The sequence below is a fragment of the Pseudoxanthomonas mexicana genome (genome assembly GCF_001556105.1).
GTDB lineage: Bacteria > Pseudomonadota > Gammaproteobacteria > Xanthomonadales > Xanthomonadaceae > Pseudoxanthomonas_A > Pseudoxanthomonas_A mexicana_A.
Map to the genome: position 1 here is coordinate 1 of NZ_LSIF01000010.1, position 12,325 is coordinate 12,325.

General features: G+C 68.2%; 11 protein-coding genes and 1 pseudogene. 4 read left to right on the forward strand and 8 right to left on the reverse strand.

Annotation, left to right across the window (positions count from 1 at the left end; all coding sequences use genetic code 11):
• A pseudogene (locus tag AX730_RS19065) lies at nucleotides 1–1,217 on the forward strand (hypothetical protein); the annotation flags it as partial.
• On the opposite strand, the gene fdhD reads toward AX730_RS19065, so the two are convergent.
• Nucleotides 1,211–2,047 carry a formate dehydrogenase accessory sulfurtransferase FdhD gene (fdhD, locus tag AX730_RS01750; protein ID WP_062351045.1) on the reverse strand — a complete coding sequence of 279 codons (837 nt, stop codon included), beginning with the start codon at nucleotides 2,045–2,047 and terminating at the stop codon, nucleotides 1,211–1,213. The pseudogene AX730_RS19065 and the gene fdhD sit on opposite strands and share 7 nt — an antisense overlap.
• Complete coding sequence (locus AX730_RS01755) at nucleotides 2,031–4,340, reverse strand: FdhF/YdeP family oxidoreductase (RefSeq protein WP_062351048.1); 2,310 nt, start codon at nucleotides 4,338–4,340, stop codon at nucleotides 2,031–2,033. The genes fdhD and AX730_RS01755 overlap by 17 nt, the downstream gene beginning before the upstream one ends.
• A 175-nt stretch (nucleotides 4,341–4,515) precedes the next feature.
• Between AX730_RS01755 and AX730_RS01760 the strand changes: the two genes are divergently transcribed.
• Nucleotides 4,516–5,748, forward strand: coding sequence for an MFS transporter (locus tag AX730_RS01760; RefSeq protein ID WP_062351062.1), 1,233 nt, complete (start codon nucleotides 4,516–4,518; stop codon nucleotides 5,746–5,748).
• A gap of 45 nt (nucleotides 5,749–5,793) precedes the next feature.
• Nucleotides 5,794–7,200, forward strand: a complete 1,407-nt coding sequence (gene hemN, locus AX730_RS01765; RefSeq protein ID WP_157074042.1) for an oxygen-independent coproporphyrinogen III oxidase — start codon at nucleotides 5,794–5,796, stop codon at nucleotides 7,198–7,200.
• 8 nt (nucleotides 7,201–7,208) lie between these two features.
• On the opposite strand, the gene AX730_RS18705 is transcribed toward hemN, so the two are convergent.
• Nucleotides 7,209–7,658 (reverse strand): hypothetical protein, encoded by a 450-nt coding sequence (locus AX730_RS18705; RefSeq protein WP_157074043.1) that lies wholly within the window; start codon nucleotides 7,656–7,658, stop codon nucleotides 7,209–7,211.
• A gap of 158 nt (nucleotides 7,659–7,816) precedes the next feature.
• On the opposite strand from AX730_RS18705, the gene AX730_RS01775 reads away from it, so the two are divergent.
• Nucleotides 7,817–8,191: a hypothetical protein gene (locus AX730_RS01775; protein WP_062351053.1), complete on the forward strand. Its 375-nt coding sequence runs from the start codon at nucleotides 7,817–7,819 to the stop codon at nucleotides 8,189–8,191.
• Between the two features lie 9 nt (nucleotides 8,192–8,200).
• Here the strand turns inward: AX730_RS01775 and AX730_RS01780 are convergent, their stop codons facing one another.
• The 5 genes from AX730_RS01780 to AX730_RS19070 all read right to left on the reverse strand — a co-directional run.
• Nucleotides 8,201–9,724 (reverse strand): transporter, encoded by a 1,524-nt coding sequence (locus AX730_RS01780; RefSeq protein WP_083537639.1) that lies wholly within the window; start codon nucleotides 9,722–9,724, stop codon nucleotides 8,201–8,203.
• Nucleotides 9,725–9,737: 13 nt separating this feature from the next.
• The gene (locus AX730_RS01785) at nucleotides 9,738–10,241 is read right to left on the reverse strand and encodes a hypothetical protein (protein WP_062351056.1); all 504 of its coding nucleotides are present in this window, start codon (nucleotides 10,239–10,241) and stop codon (nucleotides 9,738–9,740) included.
• Between the two features lies 1 nt (nucleotide 10,242).
• Nucleotides 10,243–10,947: a C39 family peptidase gene (locus tag AX730_RS01790; protein ID WP_062351059.1), complete on the reverse strand. Its 705-nt coding sequence runs from the start codon at nucleotides 10,945–10,947 to the stop codon at nucleotides 10,243–10,245.
• Entirely contained in the window at nucleotides 10,944–11,363 is a 420-nt protein-coding gene (locus AX730_RS01795; protein WP_232310147.1) for a hypothetical protein, read from the reverse strand. Before AX730_RS01795 ends, AX730_RS01790 begins: the two co-directional genes overlap by 4 nt.
• Nucleotides 11,364–11,477: 114 nt before the next feature.
• Nucleotides 11,478–12,325, reverse strand: an 848-nt coding sequence (locus AX730_RS19070; RefSeq protein ID WP_198146961.1) for a hypothetical protein, incomplete at its 5' end; no start/stop codon positions are given.

Genomic DNA, 12,325 nt, shown 5'->3' on the forward strand with positions numbered 1-12,325 from the left:
TGCTGGCGCTGAGCTACCGGCAGCGGATCGGCGCCCGTTGGGAACTGTACGGCGTGGGCCAGTACACGCTCGACGACGACAGTGGACGCTACCCTCGCAACGACCTGCTGACGCTGGGCGGCAAGTACCTGTTCGGCGACCGCTCCAGCGTGGGACTGGAAGCCGGCAGCGGCAGCCGTGGCCAGGGCGCGAAGATGGATGCGGAATACCGCTTGGGACCCAACCACACCGTGTACGGCGCCTACAGCTACAGCACCGACCGCACCACCCGCGACACGCTGTTCGACCGCAGTCTGCAGACCGGCTGGACACTGGGCCAGCGCTGGCAGCTCAATTCGCAGGTCAACGTCTACAACGAGAGCCAGTTCATCCAGGAGCGTCGGCGCGGCAGCGAGGGCCTGGTGCACACGTTGGGCATGGACTTCCGCCCGGCTCCGTCATGGAACCTGGGCTTCACCGTCATGGACGGCACGCTGGACGCCAGCACCGGTCGCGTCGACCGCCGCGCCTACAGCGTCAGCGGTGGCCGTACCGATGCGCGCACCGACTGGTCGAGCAAACTGGAGTACCGCCAGGACAGCGGCGCCGAACAGCGCGAGCAGTGGGTGACCACGCACCGCCTGCTGCATCGCCTCAACGAGGACTGGCGCGTCGCGCTGCGCGCGAACTACGCCGACACCCGGGACGATCTCAATCCCGCCGCCGGCGCGAAGCTGGCCGAGGCGAGCCTGGGCTTCGCCTGGCGCCCGCACGACAGCTCGCGCTGGGCCGCGTTCGGCAAGTACACCTACCTGTACGACCGCGTCTCGTCCGGGCAGATCGACGCCGACCAGTACGACCAGCGCTCGCACGTGCTGTCGCTGGAAGGCACCTGGCGGATGGCGGCCCGCTGGCAGATGGCGGGCAAGCTCGCCGGCCGTTGGGGCGAATACCGGCTGGGCCGCGGCGAGGGCATGTGGCTCGACAGCCGCACGGACTTCGCCGCGCTGCAACTGCGTTACCACCTGATCCGTCGCTGGGACGCGCTGGCCGAACACCGCTGGCTGCGCGTGCGCGACGGCGGCGACCGCCGCGGCTGGCTCGTCGGCGTTGACCGGCAGATCAGCGACCATTTCAAGGCCGGCGTGGGCTACAACTTCACCGACTTCAGCGGCGACCTCACCCAGCTCGACTACGACTACCAGGGCTGGTTCCTCAACGTCGCCGGATACTATTGATCCGATGACGCCTGTCGTGCGTCGAGCCGTTGCGGATGGCTGTAGACGACATGCCGGCCGCGCCGGAGGAATCCCACCAGCGTCACGCCGCACCCCGCCGCCAGGTCCACCGCCAATGCGGTCGGCGCCGAGATCGCGGCCAGCAGCGGCATGCCGGCCCTTGCGGCTTTCGCCACCATCTCGTAACTCGCACGGCTGGTGACCAGCACGAAGCCCGATCCGGCATCGATGCGTTGCCGGCGCATCGCCCCGATCAGCTTGTCCAGTGCGTTGTGGCGGCCCACGTCTTCGCGAACCAGCACCAGCGTGCCGTCCGCTCTCGCCCAGGCGGCGGCGTGGATGGCGCCGGTGGCCGCATTCAGGGGTTGCCGTTGCTCCAGCGCGGCCAACGCGATGTCGAGCGCTGCTGGCGTGATGCGGCGTCCTTGCCCGACCGCCTCCGGTCGCCGGACGACGTCTTCCAGATGCCGGTTGCCACAGATGCCGCACCCGCTACGTCCCGGCAGCCAGCGTTGCTGATCGGTCGCCGCACGCGTGGGCAGCGGATGGCGTGTCGCCAGGTCGAGCCGGATACCCTCCAGCAACGCCTGCACGTCGACCGACAGCAGGTCGTCGCCGCCGATGCCCAGTTCGGTCAGTGCGAAGCCGTGGGCGAAGTCCTCCAGATCGCAGGGCGACACCATCATCACGGCCAACGGTTCGCCATTGCCGTGGATCGCGAGCGGCACTTCCTCGGCCAGCAGATCCTGTCGTGGCGTACGTTGGCCACCGATGACCTCGACCACACCGCGTTTCGCGGCACCCTCGATGCGGTCAGTCGGCATGGCCATCCGGACCGCGCAGCTTCTTCACCCGCACCGGGATCGACTTGTAGGCCGGCGTACCCGATTGCGGATCGTGGCTGTCCAGCGGCACCAGCCGGTTGCCTTCCGGGTAGTACATCGCGGCCGATCCGCGCGGCAGGTCGTATTCCACCGCGATGAAGCCGGACACCGTGCGTGCTTGAGAATTACCGCCGCCCATGCTCGATTCGACTTCGATCCGATCGCCGTGCGCCAGCCCGCGCGCCTGCATATCCTCGCGATTGAGGAACACCACATCGCGCCTGCCGCTGACGCCGCGATAGCGGTCATCGAAGCCATAGATCGTGGTGTTGTACTGGTCGTGGGAACGGATGGTGGTCAGCGTCAGCAGGTCGCGGCGGTCTTCGCCCGGATCCTCGTCCAGACCGGGCGCCACCAGGAAACGGGCCTTTCTACCGGTGCCCCAGTCGCGCTCGGAGGCGCCGATGTACAGACGGAAACCGCCGGGCTCGCGCACGCGTCGGTTGAAGTCCCTGAACATCGGGAACACCGCTTCGATGTCGTCGCGGATGCGATCGTAGTCGGCGACCAGGCCGTCCCAGTCCACCTTCGTCTGCGGCAACGTCGCCTTGGCGATGCCGGCGACGATGGCGGGCTCGGACAGCAGGTGCTCCGACGCCGGCGGCAGCCCGCCCTGCGAGGCATGCACCATCGACATCGAATCTTCCACCGTCACCGACTGCAGCCCGCTGGCCTGCACGTCGCGCTCGGTGCGGCCCAGGCACGGCAACAGGAACGCCTCCTTCGCCGGAATCAGGTGGGAGCGGTTCAACTTGGTGGCGATGTGCACGGCGAGGTCGAGCGTACGCATCGCGGGAATCGTCGTCTCGGGATCCGGCATCGCGACGGCGAGGTTGCCACCCATGCACACCAGCGCACGCGAGCGGCCATCGCGGATCGCACGCACGGCTTCGACGGCATCGTGGCCATGCGTCAGCGGGAACTCGAAGCCATAGCGCTGCCTGATGGCATCGACCAGTGCCTGCGTCGGCTTCTCGGTGATGCCCACGGTGCGGTCGCCCTGCACGTTGGAATGCCCGCGGATCGGCGCGATGCCGGCGCCCTGCTTGCCCACGTTCCCCCGCAGCAGCATCAGGTTGGCCATCTGCTGCACGTTCTGCGTGCCACGCCGGTGCTGGGTCATGCCCATGCCGTAGCAGAGGATCACCCGTTCCGCCTTCGCATACCGTGCAGCGGCCGCGGCGATGTCGTCGCGGGACAGGCCGGAATGTTCGACTACCTCCTCCCAGGTCGTGCCCGCCAGATCATCACGCAGGGCGTCCAGGCCCTCGGTGTGTTCGGCGATGAAGGCGTGGTCCAGCACGCCCTTGCCACCGGCAGCGAGATCGTCGGCATCCGCCGCCAGCAGCCACTTCATCATGCCCTTCAACAGCGCGAGGTCACCGCCGATCTTCACCTGGTAGTACGTCTGCGCGATCGGCGTGGCGCTGTTGGTCAGCATCTCGGCCGGATGCTGCGGCGAGGTGAAGCGCTCCAGCCCGCGTTCGCGCAGCGGATTCACCGCGACGATGGGCACACCGCGCCGCGATACCTCGCGCAGCGTGCCCAGCATGCGCGGATGATTGGTGCCGGGATTGTGGCCGAAGCTGAAGAGCGCGTCGCAGTGCGCGAAGTCGTCCAGCGTCACCGTGCCCTTGCCCACGCCGATGGATTCCGGCAGGCCGACACTGGTCGCCTCGTGGCACATGTTGGAGCAGTCGGGGAAGTTGTTGGTGCCGTACTCGCGCACCATCAGCTGGTAGAGGAAGGCGGCCTCGTTCGACGTGCGGCCGGACGTGTAGAACTCGGCCATGTCCGGATGCGGTAGGGCGCGCAAGGCCCCACCGATGCGGGCGAACGCGTCATCCCAACTGATCGGCACGTAGCGGTCCGTGTCGGCGTCGTACACCAGCGGATGCGTCAGGCGACCTTCGTCCTCCAGCGCGTGGTCGCCCCACTCCCACAGTTCGGACAACGTGTGGTCGGCGAAGAATTCAGGGGTCGCTCGCTTGCCCGTGGCTTCCCACGACACCGCCTTGGCGCCGTTCTCGCAGAACTCGAACGACGAGGTGTGTGTCGGATCGGGCCAGGCGCAGCCGGGACAATCGAAGCCTGCGGGCTGGTTCACGCGGCGCAACGCGGCGGTCTCACGACCGACCGCCATCTGGCTCTTCACCGCCCGTGCGACGGCAGCAAGGGCACCCCAGCCACCGGCAGCGCCCTCGTAGTCATCGATGCCCGGAATCTTGCGCTCAGTCATCGGAACATCCCGTCATTGCATGCCATCGCCGATACCACGGCAGGATACCCGATGGAGTCGCGAACCACGCGCGACATGCGCCTGCAGGCGCATGTGAACCGGTCGCTCAGCATCGGGTTGTTAGCATCGAAAGCATCTTTCATCCCGGTGACGCCCGCACCTCGTGTTCCGCATCCTGCTTCCCATCACCGCCCTGCTCGCCAGTGTCGCCCTGCTGCTGGGCGGCAACGGACTGCTGGGCACGTTGCTGGCGATGCGCAGCCAGACCGAGGGCTGGGGCGAACGCACCACCGGGCTTGTCATGTCGGGCTATTTCGTCGGGTTCTTTCTCGGCACGTTCACCGCGCCACCGCTGATCCGGCGCGTGGGCCACATCCGTGCGTTCGCCTTTCATGCCGCACTGGCCGCCGCGGCGGTGTTGGTCTACCCGCTGTGGATGGAGCCCATCGGCTGGATGCTGTTGCGCGTGGTCACCGGCATGGCGCTCGTCGGGCTGTGCACGGTGATCGAAAGCTGGCTGAACGCGCAGGCGGCACCGGAGCATCGCAGTCGCGTGTTCGGCGTGTACATGGTGGTGTCGCTGCTTGCGCTGGCGGCGGGCCAGCTGATGCTGGACCTGCAGCCACCCCGGAGCCCGGTGCTGTTCAGCGTGGTGGCGATCCTGTTCGCACTGGCCATCCTGCCGGTCAGTGCCACGCGGCTGCAGCCACCGACGATGGCGGTCGCACCGCGGACGCACATCCTGCAGATCTGCCGCGCGGCGCCCAGTGCCGCGGCAGGCGCGCTGCTCGCGGGCCTGGCACTGGGCGCGTTCTGGGGCCTGGGGGCGGTGTATGCCGCATCGCTGGGACTGGATCGCAGCGGCATTGGCACCTTCATGGCGGTGACCATCATTGGCGGCGCCGCCTTGCAGCTGCCGATCGGCCGCATGTCCGATCGGGGTGATCGCCGCAGCACGCTCGCGCTGGTCGCGGCACTGGGCGCGATGACGGCGTTGCTCGCCTTGCGCTTCGATTCGCAGGTACATGCGCTGTTTTTCCTGTTCGGCGGACTCGCCTTCGCCCTGTATCCCCTGGCCGTCGCGCACCTGCTGGACCGGCTGCCGGCCGAACAGTTGCTGGCCGGCTGCAGTGCGCTGCTGCTGCTCAACGGGATCGGTGCCGCGATCGGACCCGCGGTCGCGGGTGCGTTGATGCAGCGCTTCGGGCCCTCGGCCCTGCCGCTTTTCTTCGCCGCCACGCTGGCCGTGCTGGCCGTGGTGGCCGGCGGTCGTCGCCTGTTCAAGGCACGCCAGCTGCTGTCGCCCGCCCGCTTCCATCCCATGCTGCGCACCACGCCGACGGCACTGGAACTGCTGCCCGAGATACCGGATGCGGAGGTTCCCCGCCGCGGTTCACGGGTGAATTGATCCCGATCAATGCGGCACGGGGTCGCGCGCCCTAGCCTGCGTGCCATGGGTATCGTCTCGCCTTCCCCGCTGTTCGATGCAGACCTGTTGCGGCGCTATGACACGCCGGGTCCGCGCTATACCTCCTACCCCACGGCGCCGCAGTTCAGTACCGGCTTCGGCGCTCAGGAGCTGTGCGACCAGGCCGCCGCGACCAACCGGCAGGCACATGCGCGGCCGCTGTCGCTGTACGTGCACGTGCCGTTTTGCACCAGCCCGTGCTTCTACTGCGGCTGCAACCGGGTGATCACGCGCGACAAAGCGCGCGGCGAGCTCTACCTGGACTATCTGTATCGCGAGATCGCGCGGATGGCACCGTTGTTCGACAGCGGCAGGCCGGTACAGCAGCTGCATTTCGGCGGAGGCACACCCAACTTCCTGACGCCCGCGCAGATCGCCGACTGCGTGGCCGAGCTGCGCAGCCAGTTCAGCTTCGCCGCGGCCGACACGATGGACTTCTCGATCGAACTGGATCCGCGTTTCGTCACGCCGTCGGATATCGACGACCTCGCGCGCGTGGGCTTCAATCGTGCCAGCCTGGGCGTGCAGGACTTCGACCCCAAGGTGCAGAAGGCCGTCAACCGCATCCAGGGGGTCGACGAGACGCTCGCCATCGTCGCCGCGTGTCGCGCGCATGGCATGCGCTCGGTCAACATCGACCTGATCTACGGTCTGCCGAAGCAGACGCGCGCCGGGTTCGAACGCACGCTCGACATCGTCGTGGACGCGCGCCCGGACCGGATCGCGGTGTACAGCTACGCCCACTTGCCGCAGTTGTTCAAACCGCAGCAACGCATCTCGCCGGACGACCTGCCGGACCCGGAGCAGAAGCTGGCGCTGCTGCAATGCGCGATCGAGCGCCTGGTGGCCGCCGGCTATGTCTACATCGGCATGGATCATTTCGCCCTGCCCGGTGACGAACTGGCGCGCGCACAGGCACGCGGCGACCTGCACCGGAACTTCATGGGGTACACCACGCATGCCGACAGCGACCTGATCGGCTTCGGCGTGAGCTCGATCAGCCACATCGGCGACAGCTTCAGCCAGAACCCTCGCGACCTCGCCAGTTGGGAGCGCGCCATCGACGATGGCCGACTGCCGGTCTGGCGTGGAATGCCGCTGGACCACGACGACGTGCTGCGCGCCGAGGTGATCCAGGAACTGATGTGCCACGGCCGGCTCGATTACGCACGCATCGGACGGCGGTTCGGTATCGAATTCATCGACTACTTCGCCGATGCCCTGCCGCGCCTGCAGGCATTGGCGGACGATGGCCTGCTGACGTTCACGCGGGTCGGCTTCCAGGCCACGCCGAAAGGTCGCCTGCTACTGCGCGTGATCGCCATGTGCTTCGACCGCTACCTGGCGGCGACACCTGCATCGGATACGCCGCGGTTTTCGCGTACGGTCTGATACCGGCGTCAGCGGCAGGCCTCGTTGACGCGATCGTCGAGTTTCCGGCTGGTCGCGAAGTCGCGCTTCAGACCGAGCCGTGCGTAGGCCTGGTCGCGTGCCTTCTTCGCACGCTCGCAGCCGGCAGCGTCGCGATACATCGAGATCACCGCGCCTTGCGGTGGCGTTTGCCGGCGCCGCGCAGTCTTGCGGCCGTGCGTGCGTATGCGGCCCGTCCGGCTGGTCGCCGCGGATACGGCGGTCATGCGTTGCGCTGTGCTGGGTGCGGGTGGATCGACGGGAAAGTCACGCACCCATTCGGTCCGCTGTGTCGCGGCGCAGGGCGTGGCCTGGTAATGCGACTGGCCATCCCGGCCACGACATTTGTGTACGGGATCGCTACCCCACGTGGACGTACCCACGGAGACGAGGGCACACGCCAGCAGGATGCGCCATCCGCTGGTGGAAGACCGGGACATGGCGGGCTCCTGAAGAAAGGAGCCCGCAGCATCGTGTGCCTGCCGATGTCGCCGGGATCGGCGGACGCCGCCATGTGCTGTCGGGATTTCCCTGATGTTCACTGCGCCGTCACCCCATGGCGTGCGAGAAGAGGCGCTTCTTCCCGTGGAGATGCCCGATGGCGGCGGCCTACCTCTATCTCAACGCCGTGGTCTACCTGGCGCTGGCCGCCTGGTGCACGTTCGCGCCAACGCGCACGGCCACCGCCGTGGGCTACGCATCGCTGACCCGCTCGGGGCAGGTGGAATACCTGACCATCTACGGCGGCCTGCAACTGGGGCTGGCCTTCCTGTTTGCCTGGTTCGCCTGGACGCAGCAACTGCGGACCGGCCTGGTCGTCGCGTTGGCGTTCTACGTGCCGATCGTCCTCTACCGCAGCATCGGGCTGCTGCGTTGGTGGCCGGCAGAGACGACCACGTTGCTGTTGGCGGCCACCGAATGGGTGATGCTGGTGGCGGCCGTGCTGCTGTGGTGGCAGGCCCGCCCGGGTTGAGATGCCGGATCAGAAGTTGATCGGCAAGCGCGCGGTGAACGTCATGTCAGGCGTGTCGCGGGTGATGCCCACGCCCAGTGCGACGTTGAGCGACATGCGGTCGCTGAAACGGTAGGTGCCGCCCAGCAGCAGCGTGCCCAGCGTGGTGCGTACTGCGCCGGCGACGTCCTCGCCGTTCTGCTTGGTCATGTCGACGATGCTGGTGTCGTAGCCGATGCTGATGGCCGCCTTCTCGTTCAGCGCCAGGCCCATGCCGAGGTTGAAGCCGAGGATGTCGCCCGCCTTGATGTCGCCAAGGAACTCGGTCTGGCCACCCAGCACGCGTCGCGACACGTCGCTGCGCTTGAAGTTGTGCAGATAACTGAGACTCCCGAAGAACACGACCGGGTCGGACGGATACAGCCAGGTGATGCCGGGTTGCACCGCATTGAAGCCGCTGCCGGTGGGCAGGTCCAGCGGCAGGCCGGTGCCCGTGGTGTTGGCGACGCAGCGCGTCACGCAGTCGGTGGTCACGTCGAACAGGTCGCGCCCGGTGCGGCTCTTGTAGCGCAGCCAGGCGATGTAGAACGGCTTGTCGGCACCGCCGCGGTTGAGCTGGTAGCGGCCGGTCAGCTCCACGTCGCCCATGCCGCTGCCGCGCGCGTTGAACACGCGGTCCTGCGCGGAGCCGGTAAAGATTTCGCGGCTTACGGTGTCGCTGTGGATGTAGACGTAGGGCAGCCTGGCTTCCACTTCCATGCGCCGGCTGACGCCGTAGCGTCCGGTCAGCGTGGCGACTGCGGTGGTCGTCTTGACCTGGCGCACGTCGATCAGGCCGATCAGGATCGCCGGGATGATGGTGTAGCCGACCAGCGCCACCCGGTCGTTCGCCGAGTAGCCGTACTGGATGGCCGGTTCCACCACCAGCTTGCCCTTGGGCGTCAGCACGCCGGGCTGGTCGAAGATCTGCGCCACCTCCGGCGGCCGTGAATCGCTCTCCGGCGCCTGGCCGACACGTTGTGGCGCCTGCGCATCACCACCCGCGGGCGGTGCGGATTGCGCCTGTGGGTTCGCTGCCTGCTGATGGCGTGGCGGCGCACTGGATTGCGCCACCTGCGGGTTGGCGTCGAGCGCCGGCGTCGCGGATACGGATGCCGGCGATGGGCCGACAACGATGTACGTCGGCGAACCCGCAGGCGCATCGCGGAACGTCGGCGCCTGGTTCAACGACGGCACGATGACCGGCGCGGGAGCGCCGCGCGCACGCGCGTTGGCCAGGATCTCGTCGTTCAACGCGTTCTGCAGGCTGAAGATCTGCTGCTCCTGCGCCTGCATCAGTTCGCGCATCTGCTGCAGGCGTTGGGTCTGTTCGTTGAGCTGGCGCTGCAGTGCATCCAGGCGCGCATCCGCCGTGATTTCGTAGGGCTGCGTCGGGATGGGTGGCGATGGCGCCACGGGCACTGCCGTGTCCTGCGCACGCGCCTGCCCCGCGTGCACGCCCAGGCCAACCGCAAGGGCCAACGGTGCCACTTCGATCAGAGACGTCCCTTTCATCGTGTTCCCCTTGTCACGGGCTGCCGGGCGCGCGGATCAGTGCGTCCGTGAGCGTGCCACTGGCATTGAGGTTCTGGTAGGCACCCAGCGTGTCGACGCCGACATCGATGCGGGTGAGCGTGCGGATGTCCTGGTCGTCGAGCGTGTTCTGGATGACGAGGCCGCCGGCGGCCGATGGCGGATCGAAGCGATTGCCGTCACCGACCTGCACGACCAGTCCACGGTTGAAGTCGGCCAGTGCCTGCGCCTGCTCCGGCGTGATGCGGGCCACGTCCGGGATCTGCACGGCGATGCGCGCGGTGAGTTCCCCATTGAGGAAGACGACACGCTCGATGCCGAACGACAGCATCATCCCGGAGGGCATCTGGAAGCCACCGCGCATTTGCGCCAACCGGGCGGGATCGACCGGCTGCCATTCCGTCCCGAGTTCGCCGCCCTGCCCTCGCGCGCCCGTGGGTGCGAACAGCACGGCAAGCAGTACTGCGAGGCGCCATGTGCGGTCGCGACGGCGGTCCATGTCAGATGTCTCCTGGGCCACGGCGCGGCACGGTGACGTTGCGCAGGCCGTCGCGCTGGATTCCCATGTCGAGCGGCGCCGGAGGTGCGGTCTGCCAGTCGCGGGCCTGGTTGAAGCGGGCGCGATCGCGTTGGTTGTGCACGACGAACATCACGCGGTTGTCCCACAGTTTCTCGAAGCGCGAACGCGGCATCGCGCGCGTGCCGCGGGCAGGATCGCCCAGCAGCACACGGCCGTTGCGCAGTCCCTTCACCACGACGAAATGCCGGTAGCCGCGGTCGTTGAGCAACACGATGGCGGGCACATTCTCTTGTTGCAGCTTGTCCAGCGGCAGTTCGAAGCCATCCGCCTCGTAGCCCTGCGAGCGCAGGTAGCGGCGCATGTCCAGCAGCGAGAAGCCTTCCTTGCGGATGCGCGCCTGGTCGCCGTTGTTGTACATCTGGATGAAGACATCCACCTCGCTGACCGGATGCCCGTACTGGTGGGTCAGCAGCGTCGCGGTGGCCGCCGAGCCACAGCTGAAGTCGTACTGCTGCGGCAGCGTGGTCTTGAAGCGTCCTTCCTTCAGGCTGGTGATGCGAACGTTGTACGCACCACCGGGCACGCGCAGGTCGCTGGTGGCGGCTGACGCGCCGCCCAACCCGGCGAACGCGCAGGCCAGTGCGGCGTAGACGGGCCAACGCCAGCGTCGCGTGCCGGGTGTCATTGCGGACCGCCAGCGAAATCGACGGTGACGATCATCGCGTTCTGGATCAGCACGTTGCTGCCGGTGTTCTGGATCACCGTGTTGATGCCGCTGGCGTTGTTGAATGCGCCGTCGGCGATGCTGTTGGAACCGCTGGTGATGTGGCGGGCCGTGTTGCCGTCGACCGATCCATCCACATCGATCAGATTGTCGGTCTGGCTGGCGTCGCCGCCACGCAGGATCGACAAGCGGTCGGCGCCGATCGCGCGACCGAGTTCGCTGACGGCCACGGCACGCACCTCAGGCGCCGGCATCTCGACACTGAGCATCGATGCAGCACGCTGCGGTGGCGGCACGTCTTCCGCCGCTGCGCTGCACGCGACGACAAGCAATCCCCAGGCTGCAAGGCGCAGCCCGGCCTGGTGGTGCGTAAGCATGGTCAGTCTCCCTTGCCATGCGTCCACCACGCGGCCATCGGCGCCCCGCCGATCAGCGGGGCGCCTGCGTCCGCGTGTGGTGTCCAGGTCGGGACCCGGACACCCGCGGAGCGCTTATGGGCCTACGGTCAGGTTGGCTTGAACGGTGATGCCCTGCTGGATCAGCGAGGCCATGCCGCTGTTCTGCGCGGCCACCATGATGCCGGCGGCGGACTGGCCGACGCTCGTCATGTTGTTGGACATGTCGAACGTGCCGGCATCGACCGCCACGGAGCCGCCTGCGCCGCCAGCGCCGCCGGTCGCGCCGTTGCCGACACCACCATTGCCGTCGCCGCCCATGCCGTCGCCGCCGTTGCCCACGCCGCCCGCGCCGCCGGTCGCACCGACCGCGCCACTGGCGCCGTTGCCGGCCGTGGCATCGCCATTGCTCGCACTGGACGAGGCGCTGCCGTTGGTGGCATCGCCGTTGCTGGCATCGCCACCGGCGCCACCGTTGCCCGCGGTCGCCGTCACGCTGCCGCCTGCACCGCCCCAGCCGTTGCCGGCACCGCCGGTCGCGGTCGCGTCGCCGCCCGTGCCGGAGCCCGCACCGCCGGTCCCGGAACCGTCACCACCGGTACCCGTGCCGTCGCCGGAGGTGCCCGCACCTGCCGTCGCCGTGCTGGCGCCACCGGTCGCGGTGGCATCACCGGACGTACCGGCTCCACCCGTCGCGGTGCCATCGCCGCTGGTGCCGTCGCCGGCGCCGCGCTCGCGTACGTTGCCACTGCCTGCACCGGCATCGCCGCCGGACGCGCCGGCCATCGAGCCGCTGTCGCCGCTGACGCTACCGGCGTCGCCACCGGATGCGCCACTGGAACCGTCGCCGTCGCCGCCCCAGCCGCCGGCATCGCCGCCACGGCCACGACCGTTGCCGGCGGCTGGGGCGGCGACGGCGACGGTTCCAGTGGCGCATCCGGTGG

Excerpts from the sequence above, each read along its gene's own strand:
- fdhD (WP_062351045.1), bottom strand. The coding sequence starts at position 2,047 with ATGGCCATGCCGACTGACCGCATCGAGGGTGCCGCGAAACGCGGTGTG.
- AX730_RS01775 (WP_062351053.1), top strand. The coding sequence starts at position 7,817 with ATGGCGGCGGCCTACCTCTATCTCAACGCCGTGGTCTACCTGGCGCTG.
- hemN (WP_157074042.1), top strand. The coding sequence starts at position 5,794 with ATGGGTATCGTCTCGCCTTCCCCGCTGTTCGATGCAGACCTGTTGCGG.
- AX730_RS01785 (WP_062351056.1), bottom strand. The coding sequence starts at position 10,241 with ATGGACCGCCGTCGCGACCGCACATGGCGCCTCGCAGTACTGCTTGCC.
- AX730_RS01780 (WP_083537639.1), bottom strand. The coding sequence starts at position 9,724 with ATGAAAGGGACGTCTCTGATCGAAGTGGCACCGTTGGCCCTTGCGGTT.
- AX730_RS01795 (WP_232310147.1), bottom strand. The coding sequence starts at position 11,363 with ATGCTTACGCACCACCAGGCCGGGCTGCGCCTTGCAGCCTGGGGATTG.
- AX730_RS18705 (WP_157074043.1), bottom strand. The coding sequence starts at position 7,658 with ATGTCCCGGTCTTCCACCAGCGGATGGCGCATCCTGCTGGCGTGTGCC.
- AX730_RS01755 (WP_062351048.1), bottom strand. The coding sequence starts at position 4,340 with ATGACTGAGCGCAAGATTCCGGGCATCGATGACTACGAGGGCGCTGCC.
- AX730_RS01790 (WP_062351059.1), bottom strand. The coding sequence starts at position 10,947 with ATGACACCCGGCACGCGACGCTGGCGTTGGCCCGTCTACGCCGCACTG.